24 protein-coding genes are annotated in these 21667 nt (G+C 62.2%); 18 read left to right on the top strand and 6 right to left on the bottom strand.

The features are described from left to right. Nucleotides 1–41 precede the first annotated feature (41 nt). From AC1DZU_RS23440 to AC1DZU_RS23415, 6 genes are all read left to right on the top strand, one after another. Nucleotides 42–749 carry a metal-dependent hydrolase gene (locus AC1DZU_RS23440; RefSeq protein WP_477288769.1) on the top strand — a complete coding sequence of 236 codons (708 nt, stop codon included), beginning with the start codon at nucleotides 42–44 and terminating at the stop codon, nucleotides 747–749. A 24-nt stretch (nucleotides 750–773) separates the two neighbouring features. Continuing rightward, nucleotides 774–1190 (top strand): hypothetical protein, encoded by a 417-nt coding sequence (locus AC1DZU_RS23435; RefSeq protein ID WP_457150869.1) that lies wholly within the window; start codon nucleotides 774–776, stop codon nucleotides 1188–1190. A 125-nt stretch (nucleotides 1191–1315) separates the two neighbouring features. Continuing rightward, a complete protein-coding gene (gene gatC, locus AC1DZU_RS23430; protein WP_095091833.1) occupies nucleotides 1316–1603 on the top strand; it encodes an Asp-tRNA(Asn)/Glu-tRNA(Gln) amidotransferase subunit GatC in 288 nt (95 codons plus the stop codon). 7 nt (nucleotides 1604–1610) lie between these two features. Next, the gene (locus tag AC1DZU_RS23425; protein ID WP_477288766.1) at nucleotides 1611–2066 is read left to right on the top strand and encodes a GNAT family N-acetyltransferase; all 456 of its coding nucleotides are present in this window, start codon (nucleotides 1611–1613) and stop codon (nucleotides 2064–2066) included. Beyond that, nucleotides 2066–3631, top strand: coding sequence for an amidase (locus AC1DZU_RS23420; RefSeq protein ID WP_477288764.1), 1566 nt, complete (start codon nucleotides 2066–2068; stop codon nucleotides 3629–3631). Before AC1DZU_RS23425 ends, AC1DZU_RS23420 begins: the two co-directional genes overlap by 1 nt. A 29-nt stretch (nucleotides 3632–3660) precedes the next feature. Continuing rightward, nucleotides 3661–4458: a YdcF family protein gene (locus AC1DZU_RS23415; protein WP_477288762.1), complete on the top strand. Its 798-nt coding sequence runs from the start codon at nucleotides 3661–3663 to the stop codon at nucleotides 4456–4458. Here AC1DZU_RS23415 and AC1DZU_RS23410 read toward each other — a convergent pair. Then, entirely contained in the window at nucleotides 4431–5150 is a 720-nt protein-coding gene (locus tag AC1DZU_RS23410; protein WP_477288760.1) for a DUF599 domain-containing protein, read from the bottom strand. The two genes, AC1DZU_RS23415 and AC1DZU_RS23410, sit on opposite strands and share 28 nt — an antisense overlap. Nucleotides 5151–5330: 180 nt before the next feature. On the opposite strand from AC1DZU_RS23410, the gene AC1DZU_RS23405 reads away from it, so the two are divergent. The 4 genes from AC1DZU_RS23405 (at nucleotide 5331) to AC1DZU_RS23390 (ending at nucleotide 8930) form a co-directional block, all read left to right on the top strand. Next, nucleotides 5331–6734, top strand: a complete 1404-nt coding sequence (locus AC1DZU_RS23405; RefSeq protein ID WP_477288759.1) for an L-serine ammonia-lyase — start codon at nucleotides 5331–5333, stop codon at nucleotides 6732–6734. A gap of 217 nt (nucleotides 6735–6951) precedes the next feature. After that, complete coding sequence (locus tag AC1DZU_RS23400) at nucleotides 6952–7389, top strand: DUF1489 family protein (protein ID WP_477288757.1); 438 nt, start codon at nucleotides 6952–6954, stop codon at nucleotides 7387–7389. 111 nt (nucleotides 7390–7500) lie between these two features. Next, nucleotides 7501–8232 (top strand): vWA domain-containing protein, encoded by a 732-nt coding sequence (locus AC1DZU_RS23395; protein ID WP_477289236.1) that lies wholly within the window; start codon nucleotides 7501–7503, stop codon nucleotides 8230–8232. Continuing rightward, on the top strand, nucleotides 8232–8930 hold the full coding sequence (locus AC1DZU_RS23390; protein WP_477288755.1) for a DnaJ domain-containing protein: 699 nt from the start codon (nucleotides 8232–8234) through the stop codon (nucleotides 8928–8930). The genes AC1DZU_RS23395 and AC1DZU_RS23390 overlap by 1 nt, the downstream gene beginning before the upstream one ends. A 47-nt stretch (nucleotides 8931–8977) precedes the next feature. Here AC1DZU_RS23390 and AC1DZU_RS23385 read toward each other — a convergent pair whose 3' ends face one another. Next, nucleotides 8978–10432 (bottom strand): SPOR domain-containing protein, encoded by a 1455-nt coding sequence (locus AC1DZU_RS23385; protein WP_477288753.1) that lies wholly within the window; start codon nucleotides 10430–10432, stop codon nucleotides 8978–8980. A 284-nt stretch (nucleotides 10433–10716) separates the two neighbouring features. Between AC1DZU_RS23385 and AC1DZU_RS23380 the strand changes: the two genes are divergently transcribed. The 3 genes from AC1DZU_RS23380 (at nucleotide 10717) to clpA (ending at nucleotide 14129) form a co-directional block, all read left to right on the top strand. After that, complete coding sequence (locus AC1DZU_RS23380) at nucleotides 10717–11046, top strand: phasin family protein (protein WP_184874143.1); 330 nt, start codon at nucleotides 10717–10719, stop codon at nucleotides 11044–11046. Between the two features lie 278 nt (nucleotides 11047–11324). Further along, nucleotides 11325–11654, top strand: coding sequence for an ATP-dependent Clp protease adapter ClpS (gene clpS, locus AC1DZU_RS23375; protein ID WP_010909565.1), 330 nt, complete (start codon nucleotides 11325–11327; stop codon nucleotides 11652–11654). Between the two features lie 6 nt (nucleotides 11655–11660). Next, nucleotides 11661–14129, top strand: coding sequence for an ATP-dependent Clp protease ATP-binding subunit ClpA (clpA, locus tag AC1DZU_RS23370; protein WP_184874144.1), 2469 nt, complete (start codon nucleotides 11661–11663; stop codon nucleotides 14127–14129). A 152-nt stretch (nucleotides 14130–14281) separates the two neighbouring features. Here clpA and AC1DZU_RS23365 read toward each other — a convergent pair whose 3' ends face one another. From AC1DZU_RS23365 to AC1DZU_RS23350, 4 genes are all read right to left on the bottom strand, one after another. Next, nucleotides 14282–14713 (bottom strand): HIT family protein, encoded by a 432-nt coding sequence (locus AC1DZU_RS23365; RefSeq protein WP_477288750.1) that lies wholly within the window; start codon nucleotides 14711–14713, stop codon nucleotides 14282–14284. 99 nt (nucleotides 14714–14812) lie between these two features. Beyond that, nucleotides 14813–16027, bottom strand: coding sequence for a GNAT family N-acetyltransferase (locus AC1DZU_RS23360; protein WP_477288748.1), 1215 nt, complete (start codon nucleotides 16025–16027; stop codon nucleotides 14813–14815). A gap of 55 nt (nucleotides 16028–16082) precedes the next feature. Then, nucleotides 16083–16811: a glycerophosphodiester phosphodiesterase gene (locus AC1DZU_RS23355; RefSeq protein WP_477288746.1), complete on the bottom strand. Its 729-nt coding sequence runs from the start codon at nucleotides 16809–16811 to the stop codon at nucleotides 16083–16085. 14 nt (nucleotides 16812–16825) lie between these two features. Further along, nucleotides 16826–17290, bottom strand: coding sequence for a RidA family protein (locus AC1DZU_RS23350; protein WP_477288744.1), 465 nt, complete (start codon nucleotides 17288–17290; stop codon nucleotides 16826–16828). A gap of 139 nt (nucleotides 17291–17429) precedes the next feature. Here AC1DZU_RS23350 and AC1DZU_RS23345 point away from each other — a divergent pair, with 139 nt between their 5' ends. From AC1DZU_RS23345 to rpsB, 5 genes are all read left to right on the top strand, one after another. Then, the gene (locus AC1DZU_RS23345; RefSeq protein ID WP_477288742.1) at nucleotides 17430–18257 is read left to right on the top strand and encodes a cell envelope integrity EipB family protein; all 828 of its coding nucleotides are present in this window, start codon (nucleotides 17430–17432) and stop codon (nucleotides 18255–18257) included. Between the two features lie 118 nt (nucleotides 18258–18375). Continuing rightward, on the top strand, nucleotides 18376–19674 hold the full coding sequence (locus AC1DZU_RS23340; protein WP_477288740.1) for a lysophospholipid acyltransferase family protein: 1299 nt from the start codon (nucleotides 18376–18378) through the stop codon (nucleotides 19672–19674). Nucleotides 19675–19756: 82 nt separating this feature from the next. After that, complete coding sequence (locus tag AC1DZU_RS23335; RefSeq protein WP_477288738.1) at nucleotides 19757–20035, top strand: DUF4031 domain-containing protein; 279 nt, start codon at nucleotides 19757–19759, stop codon at nucleotides 20033–20035. Next, nucleotides 20032–20643, top strand: coding sequence for a LysE family translocator (locus AC1DZU_RS23330; RefSeq protein WP_477288736.1), 612 nt, complete (start codon nucleotides 20032–20034; stop codon nucleotides 20641–20643). The genes AC1DZU_RS23335 and AC1DZU_RS23330 overlap by 4 nt, the downstream gene beginning before the upstream one ends. Nucleotides 20644–20819: 176 nt before the next feature. Beyond that, on the top strand, nucleotides 20820–21602 hold the full coding sequence (gene rpsB / locus AC1DZU_RS23325) for a 30S ribosomal protein S2 (protein ID WP_023777441.1): 783 nt from the start codon (nucleotides 20820–20822) through the stop codon (nucleotides 21600–21602). Nucleotides 21603–21667 lie beyond the last annotated feature (65 nt).

Here is a 21667-nt window from a genome sequence, read left to right as displayed (position 1 = left end):
CGTTCTATCCTTTGGCAAGGCAAAAATCGAGGAAAGCATTCATGAAATTGACCTGGTACGGCCACTCGGCGTTTCGCATCGAAACCGCCGACGCCAAGATCCTCATCGACCCCTATCTGATCGGCAATCCGTCCTGGACAGGTGGCTGGGAGGGGCCGGCCGAGGGCATCACGCATGTGCTGCTGACGCATGGACATAGCGACCACATCAGCGGCGCGCTGGAAGTGCTGGGCAAAAGCGGCGCCCAGTTGGTCGCCAATTTCGAAATCTGCATGTACCTGATGGGCAAGGGCGCCAGCGACAAGAAGATCAACCCGGGCAACATCGGCGGCACCGTCGATTGCGGCGGCTTCACCACCACCTTTGTCCAGGCGCTGCACTCCTCCTCGTTCCCCGGCGATGGCGGCCAGAACACCTATCTCGGCAATCCGGGCGGCCTCGTCCTGCATTTCCCGGAAGACCGGACGCTCTATCACATGGGCGACACCGACATCTTTTCCGACATGGCACTGATCAACGAGTTGCATGAGCCGAAGATTGGCATCGTGCCGATTGGCGACCGCTTCACCATGGGCGGTGCGGTGGCCGCGCTCGCCTGCCGCCGCTTCTTCAAATTCGAAACTGTGGTTCCCTGTCACTTCGGCACGTTTCCGATGATCGATCCGACCGCCGATAAGTTCGAGGCGGGCCTGGAAGGATCCGGCGTGAAGTTGGCATTGCCGAAGGTCGGCGAGACGATTACGATTTAGAAGCAGCCAAAGCGGAATGAAACCATGGCCTTGAGGCAGTCTCTTTGCGTCTCCATGTTGGTCGCGGCGTCGCCCGCGCTCGCCGCGGATGATTTCATCGAAGGCGTCTACCTCCAGTCCGAGGAGCTTTGCACACAGGCCAGAAAGGCTACACTGCAGACGCTGATCGACGCTGGCAACATCGTGCTTTCGGCGCACGGCCTGCAAGGTGTCGAATACAATTGCGAGTTCGTACAGATCAGCAAGGCGACAGCCTCGCCAAGCTGGGCGGTGACGGCCATCTGCCAGGAACCGGGTTATGTGTTTCCCGACGTCCTTTCAGTGACCCAAATGAGCTCGACGCAGATCGATCTCGTCTCGGTCCGGCCCGCCGATGACGAAAGCGAGGCGAACGGCAACAGCGGCAGCTACTATCTGTGCGAGGGCGTTGCCCTGCCATAGGCAGCATCTTGTCCGTGGCCCGACGACAGAAGAGCTAGGCCGACGCCTGGTTCTCTCGCACGATGCATGTTGCGCCGCGCGCGCGGCGCCGCTATAGCCCGAACTGGTTTTCCCCGAGGCAAAACATGTCCGTTGACGTCAAGACAGTGAAGCGCGTCGCGCGTCTCGCCCGCATTGCGGTGAGCGAAGAAGATGCCGAACGCATGACCGGCGAGTTGAACGCCATCCTCGGCTTCGTCGAGCAGTTGAACGAGGTCGACGTTTCCGGCGTCGAGCCAATGACCTCGGTGACGCCTATGGACATGAAGAAGCGCCAAGACGTCGTCACCGACGGCAACAAGGCCGCCGATATCGTAGCCAACGCACCGGCGACCGAAGAGAATTTCTTCCTCGTGCCGAAGGTCGTGGAGTAGCGCGCCGATGGCTATCGAGATCGCCGTTGAAACGCCGCTGCAGGACGACGTGCGCGGTCTGGTCAACGAGCTCAACCAAACGCTGCTCGAACTGACGCCGCCGGAGCACTGCTACCACCTGACGGTCGAGCAGATGGCCGGTGAGGATACGACCGTTTTCATCGCCCGCGACAACGGCCTGGCCATCGGTTGCGGCGCGCTGAAGCGTCATGACGGCGCCATCGGCGAGGTCAAGCGCATGTACACGCAGCCTTCGCATCGCGGACGCAAGATCGGCGCCAGCATTGTCGAGCGGGTCGAGGCGCTGGCGCGCAACGAGGGGCTGAAACGGCTGGTGCTGGAGACCGGCGATCGCCATCCAGCCGCGTGGACCGTCTACGAACGCGCCGGGTTTTCGCGCTGCGGCCCGGTGCCGGATTATCCCGATTCCGAGTGGTCGGTGTTTTACGAAAAGAGCCTTTGATGAGCGACCTGACCCAACTGACGATTTCGCAGGCCCGCGCCAAGCTGCGCGGCAAGGAAATCACCGCGACCGAGATCACCGAGGCTTATCTCGCGGCCATCGATCGCGCCAATCCGACGCTCAATGCCTATGTCGCGGTGACCGGCGACAAAGCGCGCGACATGGCGAAGGCGTCCGACGCCAAACTGGCGAAGGGCGAGGGCGGTGCGCTGGAAGGCATCCCGCTCGGCATCAAGGACCTGTTCGGCACCGAAGGCGTCCATACCCAGGCCTGCAGCCATGTGCTCGACGGGTTCAAGCCGCGCTACGAATCGACCGTTACCACCAATCTGTGGTCCGACGGCGCGGTCATGCTGGGCAAGCTCAACATGGACGAGTTCGCCATGGGCTCGTCCAACGAGACGTCCTACTATGGCCCGGTCATCAACCCGTGGCGGCGCTCGCGCCTCGACACGGTGGTGATGCCGACCACTCATCAGGGCGACGGCGGCTTCGTATCGGCTGGCGGCACCAGGACCGCGCGCAGCCTGGACAATGCACAGCTGGTGCCGGGTGGTTCTTCCGGCGGTTCGGCAACCGCGGTCTCGGCCTTCCTGTGCGCTGGCGCGACGGCGACGGATACGGGCGGCTCGATCCGCCAGCCGGCCGCCTTCACCGGGACTGTCGGCATCAAGCCGACCTATGGACGCTGCTCGCGCTGGGGCATCGTCGCCTTTGCCTCGTCGCTCGACCAGGCCGGACCGATCGCCCGCGACGTGCGCGATGCCGCGATCCTTTTGAAATCGATGGCCTCCGTCGACCCGAAGGACACGACCTCGGTCGACCGGCCGGTGCCGGACTATGAGGCGGCGATCGGCAAGCCGATCAAGGGCATGAAGGTCGGCATCCCCAAGGAGTACCGCGTCGACGGCATGCCCGAAGAGATCGAGGCGTTGTGGCAGAAGGGCATTGCCTGGCTGAAGGACGCCGGCGCCGAGATCGTCGATATTTCCCTGCCGCACACCAAATACGCGCTGCCGGCCTATTACATCGTGGCGCCCGCCGAGGCGTCATCCAACCTCGCGCGCTACGACGGCGTCCGCTACGGGCTGCGCGTGCCGGGCAAGGACATCGTCGACATGTATGAGAAGACCCGCGCCGCCGGTTTCGGCCGCGAGGTCAAGCGCCGCATCATGATCGGCACCTATGTGCTGTCGGCCGGCTATTACGACGCCTACTATCTGCAGGCGCAGAAGGTGCGCAATCTGATCAAGCGCGACTTCGAGACTGTCTTCGCCGCCGGTGTCGATGTCATCCTGACCCCGGCGACACCATCCGCCGCCTTCGGCATCGCTGATGAGGACATGGCGGCCGATCCGGTCAAGATGTATCTGAACGACATCTTCACCGTCACGGTGAACATGGCCGGCCTGCCGGGCATTGCCGTGCCGGCGGGTCTGGACGCCAAGGGCCTGCCGCTTGGCCTGCAGCTGATCGGCCGGCCGTTCGATGAGGAAACCCTGTTCCAGACCGCCGCCGTCATCGAGCAGGCGGCCGGCACATTCCAGCCGGAGAAGTGGTGGTAAGGATGTCGCTCGTCCAACGGGGTTGAGCGATGTTCTTCTATCTTTCCAAAGTCTTCTGGTTCTTCATCCAGCCGCTCAACCTGACGATCTTCCTTCTGCTGGCGGGATTGGTCGCCGCAATGATCGGCCGCCGGCGGCTTGCCGTCACCGGCAGCGTGCTGGCGTTTTTCATCCTTGCGCTGTCGGCCTGGACGTCGCTTGGTGCGATGATGCTCAACCCGCTGGAGGAGCGTTTCGCGCGCCCGCCACTGCCGGAAAAGGTCGACGGCATCGTCGTGCTCGGCGGCGGCTTCGAAGGCGCCATCAACCTTGTGCGCGGCGGCTATGAGTTGAACAGCGGCGGCGACCGGATGGTTGAGACCGCAATTCTCGCCCGGCGCTTTCCAACCGCCAAAGTGGTCGTCTCCGGCGGTACCGGCGAACTGTTCCTCGAAGGCGAGGGCGACGCAGCCACGGCGCCCCGATTGCTCACTGCGCTTGGTGTGACGGCCGATCGCCTGATCCTCGAGAACAAGTCCCGCAACACCTATGAGAATGCCGTCTTCACCAAGGAGCTGGTAACACCGAAGCCCGGCGAGACCTGGCTGCTGGTGACCTCGGCCTTCCATATGCCGCGCGCCAAGGCGCTGTTCGACAAGGCCGGTTTTGCAACCATTCCCTGGCCGGTCGACTACCGCACCACGGGGCGGGAAGGCATCGGCCTGTTCCGCGACAATCCGGCCGATTCGCTGCAGGTCACCACAATGGCCATCCGTGAATGGATCGGGCTCTTCGCCTACTGGATATCGGGCCGGATCGATCAGCCTTTTCCCGCGCCCGGCGGCTGACCGATCACCGCGTGTCTGGCTGCCGAGAAGAACTGGCGCCGCACCAGCACGGCCAGGAGCAACAGCGTCGACAGCACGAACACCGTGGGATCGACGAACCAGCCGAGATAGCCGATCGAGAAGAACACGCCGCGCAGGCCGGAATTGAAGTGCTTTCCGGCCAGCATGTTCATTTGCGTCGCACGCCAGACCGCTGTTTCGGTGACCGGGTTGCGTGACGCTTCGCCATGATGGATCGGCACGGCACCGATCAGGATCGTGCAATAGTTGAACAGCCGGTAGGCCCAGCCGAATTTGAAGAACGAAAACGCCAGGATCAGCACCAGTCCGAACACCTTTATCTGAAAGGCCGCGCGTGACGGGGCGTCGCCCAGGGGCAGGTCGCTCAGCACCTCAAGAACCCGGTCGGATGCGCCGAGCAAGGCAAAGCAACCGCCGATCGCGATCAAGGAGCTGGAGGCGAAGAAGGCGGTTCCCTGTTGCAACCCGCTCATGATGGCGGTGTCGACGATGCGGATCTCGCGTTCGGCCATGGTGCGCATCCAGGCTTGCCGCTGCGTGTTCATCGCCGTTGTCAGCGACATGCGGCTGACCAGCTTGCCGTCGGAGGCAAGCGTGTGCAGCAGCCACGCGACGAGGAAGAAAGCCAGCGCCGCGAGATCGGCTGTCGAAAGATCAAGGGAATCGCCCATAGTCCGAATTTATCACATTCAGTGCGATCGCTTCGATGCCCCGGCAAAGAGCGATCGCACCAATGTCGCTGCCGGAGCAAACAAGGTCGGCAGGCGATGCGCCGCGATTTCCAAAAGAGCGGAAACATCCTGGGAATTCCTATATGTAGTCATCGACGTGACTCCAGGAGACAACGCCGCGTGTTCCTTTCGGTTTTCGACCTGTTCAAGATCGGCATAGGACCCTCGAGTTCGCACACGATGGGTCCTATGACCGCCGCGGCGCGGTTTCTCGACGAGGTTGCGGGAACTGACTGGCCGCGTCCGGCGGGCGTCAAGGTCGACCGTCTCGCCGCTAGCCTGCACGGCTCGCTCGCCTACACAGGCATCGGCCACGGCAGCGATCGCGCCGTCGTGCTCGGCCTTGCCGGCCTGACGCCACAGACTGTCGATCCCGATCAGGCTGATAGCATTGCCAGCCGTATCACCGCGGAGAAGCGCATTTCGCCGCCCGGCCATCCCTCCTATCGTTTCGACCCGGCCACCGATCTGGTGCTGGACCGCAAGACGCCGCTCACCGGCCACGCCAACGGCATGGCGTTCTATGCTTATGATGCCGGCGACCGTCTGCTGCTCAAGCGCATCTACTATTCGATCGGCGGCGGCTTCGTGGTTTCGGAAGAAGAGCTGCAGCGGATGAAGGCCAAGGGGTCGGTGACGACCGAAGGCAAGAAGGTGCCGTATCCCTTCAAGAATGCGGTCGAGATGCTGGCGATGGCCGGCAAAAGCGGCCTTTCCATCGCCGACATGAAGCGCGTCAACGAAGAGACGCAGATGTCGCGCGAGGAGGTCGACGCCGGCCTCGACGGCATCTGGAGCGCCATGAAGGGCTGCATCGACCGTGGCCTGTCGCAGGACGGCATCATGCCGGGCGGACTGAAGGTGCGCCGGCGCGCGCGCATGCTGCATGACAAGCTGCAGGAGCAGTGGCAGCAGAACAGACCCAATCCCTTGCTCGCCAACGACTGGCTGTCGATCTACGCCATGGCGGTCAACGAGGAGAATGCCGCCGGCGGCCGCGTCGTCACCGCGCCCACCAACGGTGCTGCCGGCACGCTGCCGGCGGTGCTGCGCTACTGGCTGCATTTCCATCCCGAGGCCGATCAGCCGAGCATCCGTGACTTCCTGCTGACGGCCGCCGCCGTTGGCGGCATCATCAAGACCAATGCCTCGATCTCCGGCGCCGAGGTCGGCTGCCAGGGCGAGGTCGGGTCGGCATCCGCGATGGCCGCGGCCGGGCTGTGCGCCGTGATGGGCGGCACGCCAGAACAGGTCGAGAATGCCGCCGAGATCGCGCTCGAACACCACCTCGGCATGACCTGCGATCCGGTCGGCGGGTTGGTCCAGGTGCCTTGTATCGAGCGCAATGCGCTGGGTGCGGTTAAGGCGGTGACGGCTGCGTCGCTGGCGATCAAGGGCGATGGCATCCATTTCGTGCCGCTCGACGCGGCGATCGAGACGATGCGCCAGACCGGCCTCGACATGAACGAGAAATACAAGGAAACCAGCCTTGGCGGGCTGGCCGTCAATGTCGTGGAGTGCTGAGAGGCCGTTTGGAAATCCTACTCCGGCGGCCATCTGGCGGCGTTTTCTGCGCTTCCGGTGCTCACGGACCCAAATGTCCGCTGCGCTCCGGTTCTCGAAGCCACCACCATATGACTCGCCGGAGCGAATTTCGAAACTGCCTCTAAGTGTGGATTGGCACTGTGGAGAAGTCGATCAGGCCGTTGACGCATCCGCGCGCCGGACTAAACCTTAGGCGATGTCTCTCAATCTCATAAAACTCTGTGTCGGCTGCGACAGCGTCGAGGATCTCGAAGAGTGGATCGCCTTTCGCCTCGACGAGCGGCGGCGCGCCGGTGAGCCGGTCGAGCAGTATCACACGACGCGCATGGTGCCGACGCGCGGCGCCGAGATCACCGACGGCGGTTCGCTCTACTGGGTGATCAAGGGCAATGTGCAGTGCCGGCAGCTGATCACCGAGATCCGGCCGTTCACCGACGGTGAAGGGATAGGCCGCTGTCATCTCATTCTCGATCCGCACGTCGTGCGCACCGACTGGCAGCCGCGCCGGGCCTTTCAGGGCTGGCGCTATCTGAAACCGTCGGACGCGCCGGCCGATCTCGGCAAGGGCAAGGCCGGACTGATCGAGATGCCGCCGAAGCTCAGACGCGAGCTTGCCGATCTCGGCCTGCTGTAGGCCGTCGCCCCTCAAGGGGCTTGTCTGCTTCAATTGCGGCTGGTTTGCTGGCCCGCAAACTTGCCTCGCACTGGACTTGCAAGCGGCGCGACAACGCCACATCTTGTTTTGATGAGCGACAAAAAGCAGCCGGTGCCCGCAAGGGCCAATCCTGCCCCGGTCAAACCTCAATCCAATGCCGGCGAGATCGAATCGTTTCTTCGGCAGGCAAGGACGCTGGCTGCGTCGGCGATGGGTTCGGGCAGGCTTATCCTTTCGCTCGACGCGACGATGAGCCGCCAGCCGACCTGGGATCTGGCTTGTGAGCTGCAGGGCCAGATGTTCGATGCTGTCGGCAAGGCCGGAACCCTCAGCGTCCAACTGGTCTATTTTCGCGGCTTGGGCGAGTGCCGTTCGTCCGCTTTCGTGACCGATACCGATGCCTTGAAGCAGCTGATGACGCGAATCGAATGCCGCAGCGGCAACACCCAGATCGGCAAGGTGCTGGCGCATGCGCTGAAACAGACAGCCACGGCCAAGGTCAATGCGCTCGTCTATATCGGCGATGCGATGGAAGAGAACATCGACGATCTGGCTGAAAAGGCCGGCAGCCTCGGCCTGCATGGCGTTCCTGTCTTCGTCTTCCAGGAAGGTCATGATTCCAGCGCAGAAAGGGCGTTTAAGGAAATCGCTCGGTTGTCCAAAGGGGCTTGGTTCCGATTTGATCGGCGAGCTGCCGCGACTCTGGCAGGACTGCTTTCGGCGGTTGCGGTGTTTGCAACCGGCGGGTTGAAGGCGCTCGAAGCAAGGGGCAGGCCGGAAGACCGGCTTATGATTGAGCATCTGCGGGGTGGCGGGAACTGATGGGCGCAATCATCGCATTGGTGGCATTGCTTTTGGTGCTTTTCGGCGTGGCCTCGATCTTCCTTCGCGCCGACCCAGCGAAATTGGCCAGCGGCATGAAGACACTCGGGCCGGTCCTTCTGGGGCTGGTCGGCGTCGCTTTGGTTGCGGTCGGGCGCGAAGGCATTGGAGGCATAATTCTGTCGGCTGCAATCGCTTGGTATGGTTCCATGCGGATGAAGCAGCCGACGGCAAAGCTAGCGCCCGGAAAGCGTTCGACGGTGCGCACCGCGGCACTCGAAATGGAGCTTGATCACGATACTGGCGGCCTCGAAGGACTGGTCCTGGCTGGCCGCCACGAAGGCAAGATGCTTGGCGCGATGGGGCTGGCTGAGTTGCAGCATCTCTACCGCGAACTCTCCGGCGATCCGGAGAGCCGGCAACTGCTAGAGACGTATCTTGACGGCAGATTTCCCATCTGGCGCAAAAACGCTGAGACGAACGGTGGCGAAGGGCTGGGTGTTACGCCAGGTTCGGGCGCCATGACTAAGGAGGAGGCCTACAAGGTCCTTGGTCTTGAAGCGGGGGCCGCCGCGGCGGATGTCCGCAAGGCGCACCGCCGCCTGATGCAGCGCCTGCACCCCGATATCGGCGGCACGTCTTTCCTGGCGGCGCGGATCAATGAAGCCAAGGACGTCTTGCTCTCCAATCACAACTAGTTCTCCTTCGACGCAGAATTTTTCCGGGAGATTGCTTCCACGCCGTCCTACTGCTGGACGGCGTAGCACTCGATGTTCTTCTTCTTCAAAGCGGTGCATGCCTTCCAGGCAGCGGTCTTGGAACCAAAGCCACCGAAGCGGGCGCGGTAATAGGTGACGCCGTCCTTGGCGAAGGCGACGGTGAAGCCGGAAGCGTCGGCCAGCACCTTGGGTGCCTGCTTGGTGGTCTTGTCGAGGAAGGCCTGGGCTTCGGACTGCTTGGGCGACGAGGCAACCTGGATGGCCCAGCCCGACGGCACAGACGCGGTGTTGACCGGGTCGACAGTGGGCGTCGGCGCCGGTGTTGGTTCGGCATAGGCCGCCACGACCTGAGCCGTGGCCACCTGCGGCGCCGATACGATGACAGTCTTGACCTTTTTCGCCTTGACGACAGGGGCGGTCTCTTCGGTAGCCTCTTCGCTCTGCTCGTTCTGCGCGGTGCTGTCTTCTGCCACAGTGGCGTCCTCGGCGCCGGTCGCATCATCCTGGGTCGCGTCATCCTGCGCCACCACCGGCTTGTCGTCCGGCGTCGGCGCGTCGTGCTTGGGCAGCAACACCTTGGCAAGGGCGGTGATCGGGTTGCTGCCGCCGGCCTTGGCGACCAGATCGCCGCCACCGCGGGTTGATGCCCGCGGCATATAGGTGTTGATCAACGCAGCCATCTGGTTGTCGCGGCTGCCGCCCGACGTGCCACCCATGACGACGCCGACGATGCGGCGATCGCCGTCGGAAACCGACGAGACGAGATTGAAGCCGGAGGCACGGGTGTAGCCGGTCTTGATGCCGTCGACGCCCTTGATGCGCCCAAGCAGGCGGTTGTGACCATTGATGCGCTGACGCCCATAGAGAAAGGAACGCTGCGAGAAATAGCCGTAGTACTGGGGGAAATGCTCCCGCAGGGCGATGCCGAGCATCGCCATGTCGCGCGCGGTGGTGAATTGGCCGGGATTGGGCAGGCCGTTGGCGTTGCGAAACACGGTGCCGTTCATGCCCAGCGCACGCGCCTTGGCGGTCATCATGCGGGCGAAATTGGTTTCATTGCCACCGAGCATTTCGCCGAGCGCGGTCGCCGAGTCGTTCGCCGATTTGGTGACCATCGACAGGATCGCGGTCTCGACCGTGACCGAGCCGCCCGGCTTCACGCCAAGCTTCGTCGGCGGCTCAGCGGCGGCGTTGGCCGAAAAAACGACTTGCGAGTTCCTGCTGATCTTGCCCTTCGCCAGCGCCTCGAAGGTCAGATAGAGCGTCATCATCTTGGTCAGCGAGGCCGGATAGCGCCTGCCATCGGCATCCGCCGAATAAAGCACCTTGCCGGTCTTGGCGTCGATGACGATTGCCGCGGACCTCGCCGCCAGCGACGAGGCAACGTCGCCGCAGACGACTGTCATCGCCAGGGCGAAGATCATCATCGTTTTGAGAGGGGAGGTGGATTTGGAAACGATGCCCAACAACGCCTGACGCACTTGTATTTCCCTTGGATTCTTCGTTGCGCTGGAGGCGGCAAAGGGTCCTGCCTCACTTCCAGCCAAACTACCGGGGCAGCGTTACCAATCCGTTTATGGTAACCGCCGCGTTCACCATTTTCTTCGGGCTTGAAGCTCTCTTTATTCGATTTTTAGCCATTGACTGCGCAGGCGGCGTCGGGACGCCGGCGAAATGTTGACTTTTGTGCGGCGCACAATATATTAGCGTGCATTGCACAAGAGCGCCCCGAAGAAGGACGCTTCAACCCAAGGGAATGCGTGAAATGACCCAGACCTATGAGGACTTCAGCAAATACGGCAAAGAGTTTGCCGATACCGGATTGAAGAGCTTCGCTTCGCTCTCCAAGGGCGCCCAGGCGATCGCCACCGAAGCTGGCGAATACACCAAGAAGAGCTTCGAAGCAGGCAGCGCCGCCGTCGAGAAGATGTTTTCGGCCAAGTCGCTGGAAAAGGCGATCGAGATCCAGTCCGACTACGCCAAGCAATCGTATGAGGCGTTCGTAGCCGAGGCCACCAAGATTGGCGACCTCTATGCCGAACTCGCCAAGGAAGCCTACAAGCCGTTCGAATCGATTGTTGCCAAGGCGAAGTAATTTCGCCTGACGTGAGCAAGATCCGGCCCTTTGGGCGGAGGACAAAACCCGGTCGCGGAAGCGTGGCCGGGTTTTTTCATGTCAATTTCCGCTCCAAGGCCTCGCGCCCCTTCACGATTGCGAAAATCGGCCAAGTTTGGTCACCTAGCCATATTGTCAGCTAAACAGAAGGGCTTAAAATCGTCCATCGAACACCTACATGTCGAACTCGCATGGGGATTCGAAAGAGGCAGGAATACGTGACGATCGATTTGACTGCCACGAGACGCGTGGCGCGGATGCAAAACGGCGGCGGCGACGGCAATGAGGCCGGCCGCGGGACGGCCGTTATCACGCGCACCAAAACCAAGACCAAGAAGCCCAGCCTTTACCGGGTCCTCATCCTCAACGACGACTACACGCCCATGGAGTTCGTGGTTCACGTGCTGGAGCGTTTTTTCCAGAAGGACCGCGAAGCCGCCACACGCATCATGCTTCATGTTCACAATCATGGAGTGGGCGAGTGCGGGGTCTATACATTCGAGGTGGCCGAGACCAAAGTGTCTCAGGTCATGGATTTCGCCCGACAGAATCAGCATCCGCTGCAATGCGTGATGGAGAAGAAGTGAGGTAACATGCCGGCTTTCTCCCAAGGCCTGGAAAAGGCGCTTCACCAGGCGCTGACGCTCGCCAATGAGCGGCACCATGAATATGCAACTCTTGAACATTTGCTGCTCGCGCTCATCGACGACACCGAGGCGGCCGCCGTCATGCGCGCCTGCAATGTCGATCTCGACGAGCTGAAGCACACGGTTCTCACCTATATCGACACCGAGCTCGACAATCTGGTCACCGGCTACGACGAGGACTCCAAGCCGACCGCCGGTTTCCAGCGCGTCATCCAGCGCGCCGTGATCCATGTGCAGTCGTCGGGCCGCGAGGAAGTGTCGGGCGCCAACGTGCTCGTCGCCATCTTCGCCGAGCGCGAGAGCCATGCCGCTTATTTCCTGCAGGAACAGCAGATGACCCGCTACGACGCGGTCAACTACATCTCGCACGGCATTGCCAAGCGTCCGGGCGCGTCGGAAACGCGTTCGCCGCGCGGCGCCGATGACGAGCAGGGTGGCCAGAACGGCGCCGAGCCGCAAGAGGAAGGCGGCAAGAAGAAGCAGCAGCAGGATGCGCTGACCGCTTATTGCGTCAACCTCAACAACAAGGCCAAGGCCGGCAAGATCGACCCTCTGATCGGCCGCGAGTCCGAGATCAACCGCACCATCCAGGTGCTGTGCCGCCGCTCCAAGAACAATCCGCTCTATGTCGGTGATCCCGGCGTTGGCAAGACGGCGATCGCCGAAGGCCTCGCCAAGCGCATCGTCGAGGGCGACGTTCCCGAAGTTCTGCACAATGCCACCATCTTCGCGCTCGACATGGGCACGCTGCTCGCTGGCACGCGCTATCGCGGCGATTTCGAGGAACGGCTGAAGCAGGTCGTCAAGGAACTCGAGGACTATCCCGGTGCGGTGCTGTTCATCGACGAGATCCACACGGTGATCGGGGCAGGGGCCACGTCAGGCGGCGCTATGGACGCGTCGAACCTGTTGAAGCCGGCCCTGTCGTCGGGTGCGATCCGCTGCATCGGCTCGACCACCTACAAGGAATTCCGCCAGTTCTTCGAGAAGGACCGTGCCTTGGTGCGGCGCTTCCAGAAGATCGACGTCAACGAGCCGACCATCGAGGACGCCATCGAGATCATGAAGGGCCTCAAGCCCTATTATGAGGAGTTCCACAAGGTGAAGTTCACCAACGAGGCGATCAAGGCCTCGGTGGAGCTGTCGGCGCGCTACATCAACGACCGCAAGCTGCCGGACAAGGCGATCGACGTGATCGACGAGACCGGCGCCTCGCAGATGCTGGTGCCGGAAGCCAAGCGCAAGAAGACGATCGGCATCAAGGAGATCGAAGCGACGATCGCCACCATGGCCCGCATCCCGCCGAAGACGGTTTCGGCCGACGATGAGAAAGTGCTGCAGGGTCTCGATATCGAGCTGAAGCGCGTCGTCTATGGCCAGGATACGGCGATCACCGCGCTGACCTCGGCGATCAAGCTGGCGCGTGCCGGCCTGCGCGAACCGGAGAAGCCGATCGGCTCCTACCTGTTCTCCGGCCCTACCGGCGTCGGCAAGACCGAAGTCGCCAAGCAATTGGCTGCATCGCTCGGCGTCGAGCTGATCCGCTTCGACATGTCGGAATATATGGAACGCCACACGGTCTCGCGGCTGATCGGCGCGCCTCCCGGCTATGTCGGCTTCGACCAGGGCGGTCTGTTGACCGATGGCGTCGACCAGCATCCGCACTGCGTGCTGTTGCTGGACGAAGTCGAGAAGGCGCATCCGGACCTGTTCAACATCCTGTTGCAGGTGATGGACCACGGCAAGCTGACCGACCATAACGGCAAGCAGATCGACTTCCGCAATGTGATCCTGATCATGACCACCAATGCGGGCGCGTCGGATGCGCAGCGTGCGGCGATCGGCTTCGGTTCGACCAAGCGCGAAGGCGACGACGTCGAGGCGATCAACCGGCTGTTCACGCCGGAATTCCGCAACCGTCTCGATGCGATCATTCCGTTCGGCTCGCTGCCGGTGCCGGTGATCCACCAGGTGGTGCAGAAGTTCGTCATGCAGCTCGAGGCCCAGCTTTCCGAGCGCGGCGTCACCTTCGATCTGTCGCCCGATGCCATCGCCTGGCTCGCCGACAAGGGTTATGACGAGCGCATGGGTGCGCGGCCGCTCGGCCGTGTCATCCAGGAGCACATCAAGAAGCCGTTGGCTGACGAGGTGCTGTTCGGCAAGCTCAAGAAGGGCGGCACGGTGCGTGTCACCGTCGAGAAGAAGGAAACCGGCGAGACCGGCCTAAAGCTCGAATCGCTCGCCGACGAGGCGCCGGTGAAGCCGAAGAAGGAAGAGCCGGAAGAAACGCCGAAGGCCACGAAGGCCGTCGCGAAAAAGCCCGCGGCCAAGAAGCTGGTGGCGCAGAAGCCCGAAGCCAAGGGCAAGGACGGTGGCAAGCGCAGCCTGGTGCCGCAATTGCCCAGAAAGAACTGACCCTGACAAAAGTCGAAAAAGCCCCGGAGACGGGGCTTTTTTCATTGGAGCAATGAGGGACGCATGGCCGGGCGGATCGTCACCCTCAACGGTAAGCCGCGATCGGGAAAATCAGGCATCGTCCAGGCCGTCACAAAGCGACGTGCGGCGCGTCAGCTTCGCAGCGCCGCTCGTATCTTTTCGGCACTCTCGGCCAGCACTTCCGGCTTCTCCATCCCGCCCGTGTGCGGCTTCAGGGGAATGCCGTCAAAGCGTGGAATGACATGCACATGCAGATGATAGACGGTCTGCCCCGAGGCGGGCTCGTTGAACTGCATGACGGTGACGCCGTCGGCGCCAAACCCTTGTTTGACGGCCCGCGCCACCTTCTGGACGACCGCGAAAAGCGGTCCGAACGTTGACGGAGCGGCGTCGAGCAGGTTGCGTGACGGCGCCTTCGGCACCACCAGCGTATGGCCCGGCCCCTGTGGCATCACATCCATGAAGGCCACGATCGCTTCGTCCTCGTAGACGCGGTGCGAGGGAATTTCACCGCGCAGGATCTTTGCGAAGATGTTGTCGGTGTCATAGGCGGCCTCAGCCATGGCGAACGCTCCGGATTGTGCCTTTTCGTGTAGCGAAGCCGTCGAAAGTCGGCAAGACGATCGGGCGAAGTTGCCCCGCCGATCGGGGCAGCCCGGTCACTACTCCTCCAGATCCTTGCGGAATGGGGTGTGCGCTTCCAGATATTCGCTCATCCGCTCCACCTCGTGCCGTTCGCGCCTGAGATAGTCGGATACGGCGTTGCGGAGGCCGGGGTGGGCTATGTAGTGCGCGGAATGCATGGTCACCGGCCGGTAGCCGCGCGCCAGCTTGTGCTCTCCTTGCGCTCCTGCCTCGACAACCCTGAGCTTGCGCTCGATGGCGAAGTCAATCGCCTGATGGTAGCAGACCTCGAAATGCAGGAAGGGATGGTCCTCGATGCAGCCCCAGTTACGGCCGTAGAGTGCGTCGGAGCCGATGAAATTGATGGCGCCGGCAATGTAGCGCCCGTTGCGCTTGGCCATCACCAGCAGGATGTCGTCGGGCATGCGTTCGCCGATCAGCGAGAAGAACTGACGGCTGAGATAGGGCCGGCCCCATTTGCGGCTGCCGGTGTCCATGTAGAAGGCGAAGAAGTCGTCCCAGGCCTTTTCGGTGAGGTCCTTGCCGGTCAGCCAGTCGATCGAGATGCCGTTGGCCAGCGCCTCGCGCCTCTCCTTCTTCATCGCCTTGCGCTTGCGCGAGGCAAGGGTGGCGAGGAAGTCGTCATAGGTTGAAAAGCCTTCGTTGAAGAAATGGAACTGCTGGTCGGTGCGATGCAGGAACCCTGCCGCTTCCAGCACCTCCACGTCGCTTTCCTGGGCGAAGGTCACATGCGCTGAAGAGACGCCGAGTTTTTGCGTGACCGCCTTCAGGCCCGCCGCCAGTCCGGCTTTGACCGCGCCGACATCCTCGCCCTTGGTGACCAGCAGGCGAGGGCCGGTTACCGGTGTGAACGGCACCGCGCATTGCAGTTTTGGATAGTAGCGGCCGCCGGCGCGTTCGAAGGCATCCGACCAGCCGTGATCGAACACATATTCGCCCTGGCTGTGCGACTTGAGATAGCACGGGACCGCCCCGAGCAGCTTGCCCAGCGCGGTCTCCAATCGCAAATGATGACCTTGCCACCCTGTGCGCCGCACGGCGCAGCCTGACTCTTCGAGCGCGCTCAGAAAAGCGAATGAAACGAGCGGGTTGTAGCCATTTTCTGCGTCGCCACGCGTGGTCCCGCTGAGACTGTTCCACTCATCCGGTGTGAAAGCGCCGATGCCAGCGGCGACGCGGATCAAATAGTCCGCATTCGCTGTCTGGTCATCGCCGTCGTCGCCTTGATCCATGGGGCTTATTTAAGCTCCGTCCGGCTGGGTACAAGTCACGTTTCAGACACCGACTTCAGGCGACTTTGACCAGGTCGGGGTCGAACCCCTCGAACGTCATCTGGTCGGCATATCTATAGGTCAGGTCGACCGCAGGCTGGTCATGCACCGTCCAGGTGATGACCGGCATTTTCAGCTTTTCACGGACGAAGCTGACGAACCGGTTGGGCAGATCGCCGGCGGCATAGGAGGTGAAGTCGATCTCATGCGCCAGCATGGCGAAATGTGCCTCGATCAGCTTGACGTCCTTGCCGTAGGCGGTCAGTCCGGCCGGAATGCCCGGCGCGTGTTTCGGAAAATCGCGGATGAGCCAGTGGTCGAACGACATGATCGCCGACTTGCCCTTGTAGTGCTTGAGCATCTTGCCGACGACCGCCACGAGACCCTCGTCGCGGCCCGGGATGCCTTTCAGCTCAACGACCATCGGCACGCGGCCATCGACCAGGTCGAGCGCTTCCTGCAGGGTCGGTACATGATCCGAGGTGCCGCCGACCTTGAGCGCCGTGAGTTCCGCCGCGGTGCGTTGCCAGACGAAACCGTCTTGACCGGTCAGCCTCTGCAGATCGTCGTCGTGAATGATGACGGGAACGCCGTCCAGCGACAGGTGCACGTCGCATTCGATGGCGTAGCCGCGCTCGGCCGCGGCCGCGAAGGCGGAAAGCGTGTTTTCCCAGCGCGTCTTGTTCATGTCGTGGAACCCGCGATGGGCCACAGGCCGGGCGGTCAGCCAGGATAAGTCGGTCATGGTCGTCTCCTGGCTCACTCGACTTCGAAGATCGCTTCGATTTCGACTGCGGCATTAAGTGGCAGCGAGGCGGTGCCGACGGCGGAGCGGGCATGCTTGCCGCGCTCGCCAAGTGCCGCAACCAGGAAATCGGAGGCACCGTTGGCAACCAGATGCTGTTCGACAAAATCCGGTGTCGAGGCGACGAAGACGGTGATCTTCACCAGGCGGCGGATTTTCTCGAGGTCGCCGAGTGCGGCCTTGGCCTGCGCCAGGATGTTGATCGCGCAGTACTTTGCCGCGTCCTTGCCGGCCGCGGTGTCGACGTCGCGACCGAGCAGGCCGCTCGCTTGCAGCTTGCCGTCCTTGAGCGGCAACTGCCCGGCGGTGAACAAGAGGTTGCCGGACCTGCAATAGGGCACATAGTTGGCAGCGGGCGCGGCGGCGACAGGAAGCGTCACGCCCAGATCGCTTAGCCGCTTTTCGATTGTTTCACTCATGGTATTTCCCTATTGCTTGGGTGACGCCGCGCTGGCCGGGCCGAAATTGCTATTTTTGCCTCGCTTCCGCCACGACTTTTTTTAAGCTGGACCATCTTTCCCTGCGGCCTGCCATCAGCCGCGACGATCGGAGTACCACATGCGCGCAACGCGCCTTGCATTCCACGCCGTCCTGTTGACGGCGGTGTTCTCGATAGGCCCTGCTTTCGCCGTGCCGGCGCTGCAAGCCCACCGCGCCGTTTACGATCTCACCCTCAACAAGGCATCCGATCAATCCGGCATCACGGGCATATCCGGCCGCATGGTCTATGAGTTCAACGGCTCGGCCTGTGAAGGCTATACGGTGAAATTCCGTTTCGTCACCCAGATCGTCACCAACGAGAACACCAAGCTGACCGACCAGCAGACGACCACTTTCGAGGACGCCGAAGGCAAGACCTTTTCATTCGTGACGAAGTCCTTCGTCGACCAGAACCTCGACAAGGAGGTCAAGGGCATCGCCACGAAAGAGACCAAGGGGTTGAAGGTCGATATCGACAAGCCCGAAAAGAACAGCCTTGAACTGGCTATGACCCAATTTCCGACCCAGCATCTGGTCGAACTGATCGGCAAGGCCGAAAAGGGCGAGAATTTTTACGAAACCAACCTTTTCGACGGTTCCGAAGACGCCAACAAGGTGATGACCACCACGGTCGTCGTCGGCAAGAAGACCGATGCCGACAAGGCCGACCCGGAGGCACCGGCATTGGCGAAGCTCGCCACCGACAAATACTGGCCGGTAGACATCGCCTACTTCGACGACACCGACAAGACAGGCGAAGAGGTGCCGGAATACCGGATCAGCTTCAAGCTGCACGACAACGGCATCACCCGCGACCTCGTCATGGACTATGGCGACTTCTCGATGACCGGCAAGCTGGTCAATCTTTCGCTGTTCGACCAGTCGAAGACCTGCCCGACCAAATAGCGCTTCAGCTGGCCAGTTGATTCACCACGACACGGCGTTGTCGTGGTGAACGACTTGAACGCGCCGCAATCGCCTCCCAACTTCCTCCCCAGCGTCGAGGCGCAAAGGGGGGAGCAGCTTGAGCAGGATTGATGTCTTCGTGGCGCCGAGGCCCAACCCGGCGCTGATCAGGGCCATGACGTCAGTCAACCGGATCGTCATGCTGCGGGGGATACCCGGTTTTCGCGATATCTTGCCGTTCAACCGCCTGGCCGGGCTGCGCGGCGTCGCCAATGTCCGCCATATCGACTTTCCGCACGCCGACCTCGAGCGGCTGAAGGCCATTTGCGGGGCGGGGAAGGCGACCTTCATCACGCCCAATCATCCCGAGTTCTTCACCGACTGGATGATCGACAAGGAGATCGTGTCACTGGTCAGCCCGCTTGCCGCCTCCTGGGCGACGAATGGCGTCGTCAACGGCCTTGGCCGGCTGATGCAGAAATTCTGGCTGGCCAACAACCTGATCGCCCAGATTCCCGGCAACAGCGGGGCAGCCAAGGAACACTCCGTCGCCTGGGCATTGAAAGGTCATGGCGTGCTGCTGCATCCCGAAGGCGGCGTCGGCTGGCATGCCAACATCGTGGCGCCGTTGCTGCCGGGCGCCGTCGAGATGGGGCTTGAGGCACTCAAACGGGGGAGAGCCACGGATCCAGATTCCAAGGTCTGGATCGCGCCGGTCGTCTGGAAACTGGTCTTCACCAGGAATGTCGAAGCGGCGCTGGCGAAGGAATGCACCTATGTCGAGAAAAACCTGAAAATAGAACGCCAAGCGACCGACACGCTGCCGCAGCGCATCCACCATATCTATTCGACGCTGCTGGCCCGCGACGAAGCCGCGTGGAGCCTGTCAACCGAAGAAGGCGCGAGCTATGCCGAGCGCCAGGAGGCGTTGGTTGCCGAACTCAGCCGTCGGCTTGGCCAAGACATTTCTCCCGACACCGCCGTCCCCGACACCACCGAGCTTCTGAGGCTGGCGCGTCGTTGGCAGCGCGAAAATACTGGCGATGCGGACGAGCAAAAGAAGGTCCGCGCGCTCGCCGACACGATTCAGAGGCTGCAACGCGTCGGGTCCTGGGCCTCGGCCAATCCGCGTATCACGCAGGAGGAGATCGCCGAGCACCTGAAGCGGATCCGCAACGACTATTGCCGGAGCGGACTGCGCGACACGATGAACCGGCTCATTCCGCAGCCGGCCGGGCCGCGTTGCGCCTATATCCGGGTACCCGATCCACTTGGCCTGCATCAGCATGCCGGCTCGGTCGACGATGCGGTTGCCGAGTTGCACCGTCGCATGCAGGCCACAGTCGCCAGCACGGTGGCTGAGCTTACGGCCGGTGGCAGCTTCATTTTCTATCCGAATCCATTCTATCGTCACTGACATCCAGGCGGGCCATGTGGCCGATCGTCATTCGGTTGCGAAGAATGGCGGTGCGAAGAATGGAAGGCAGACAGCAAGCTTCATGGCAGTCTATGTCGACGCGGCGATCTGGAACTGGGCCGGCCATCGCTGGTGCCATCTGATGGCCGACAACACCGACGAGTTGCATCGCTTTGCAGCACTACTCGGCGTCAAGCACTCATCCTACCAGGGGCCGCCCAAGACATCGGCGCCGCACTATGACATAACCGGCTTCGAGCGCGACCGCGCGGTGCGGCTCGGCGCTATCGAATGCAGCCGCGAGGAGATCGTCGCGATCTTCCGGCGGGTGCGGGTGCCCAATGGAAAGGCTCGGCGATGACACCAACGGCATTTCTGGCTTATTGCGCCGCGATCACGCTTGCAGCCGCAACACCCGGACCGGCGATGTTCGCGGTCATCACCAACGGCGTGTCGCGCGGGTTTCTTCGTGCGTTCGTGGCCGGGGTTGGCGTCGCCGCGGGCGATGCCGTGCTGGTCACCCTGGCGTTGCTCGGACTGGTGGCGTTGGCCCAGACATTCGAATGGGTTTTCCTCCTGCTGAAATACGCGGGCGCTACCTACCTGGTTTTTCTCGGCATCAGGATGTGGCGAGCCGCGGGCACGCAATCGGATGAACCGCAGGCGTCGCAGGCGAGATTGTCACGGTCGTTTTTCCTCGGTGCATCCATTGCGCTGGGCAATCCGAAGGCGATCCTGTTCCATGCCTCGATCATGCCGCTGATCCTGAACCTCAACACCATGACCCTTGCGGACGGACTGCTGGTGGTCGCGGTCGTCATCAGCGTCAACATCCTCACCATGGGTATTTATGCTGCACTTGCCGGGCGGGCTTCGGGCTGGTTCAGGACGCCGAGACGCATGCGGCTCATGAACAGGTTTGCCGGCAGCGCGATGATCGGCACAGGAGCGCTGATTGCCGCACGCTGAGTGGTGAAACGCCACACGGCTTGCGTTTGTCGCGCATCCCCTCTATATGCGCGCTCATTCCACACACGGACTTTGGTGTCTGCCCGGGAGAAATCCGGCTGAAACCTCCGGTGGCGTTCGAGGACAAAGTCCAAAAATGCCTGTGTCCGTGGAGGCTAACCGGAAAGGAACTAAGAATGGCTCTGCCTGATTTCAGCATGCGCCAGCTTTTGGAAGCTGGCATTCACTTCGGCCACCAGACCCACCGCTGGAACCCGAAAATGGCGCCTTACATCTACGGCGCCCGTAACAACATCCACATCATCGACCTCAGCCAAACGGTGCCTTTGCTGCACCAGGCGCTGAAGCAGGTTTCCGACACCGTCGCCAAGGGCGGCCGCGTGCTGTTCGTCGGCACCAAGCGCCAGGCGTCCGACATTGTCGCCGATGCGGCACAGCGTTCGGCCCAGTACTACGTCAATTCGCGTTGGCTCGGCGGCATGCTGACCAACTGGAAGACGATCTCGAACTCGATCCAGCGCCTGCGCAAGCTCGACGAGATGCTGGCCGGCGAGGCTCAGGGCCTGACCAAGAAGGAGCGCCTCAACCTCGACCGCGAGCGCGAGAAGCTCGACAAGGCGCTGGGCGGCATCAAGGACATGGGCTCGACACCCGACCTGATGTTCGTCATCGACACCAACAAGGAAGCGATCGCTATCCTCGAGGCCAAACGCCTCGGCATCCCGGTCGTCGCCATCATCGACTCGAACTGCGACCCGGACAAGATCGACTTCCCGATCCCCGGCAATGATGACGCGGCCCGCGCCATCCAGCTCTATTGCGACCTGATCGCCAAGGCTGCGATCGACGGCATCGCCCGCCAGCAGGGCGCGCTCGGCGTCGACATCGGTGCTTCGGTCGAAGCTCCGGTCGAACCGGCTCTCGACCCGGCTCCGGCATCGGAAGCCCCCGAAGCTTGACAATCGAAGGCCGGTTGCGGCCTTCATCTTTCTCATATTTTGGCACGCTAAACAGACGCATCATC

Source organism: Mesorhizobium sp. P2_A12, assembly GCF_056405075.1.
This window is presented reverse-complemented; position numbering and strand designations above follow the sequence as displayed.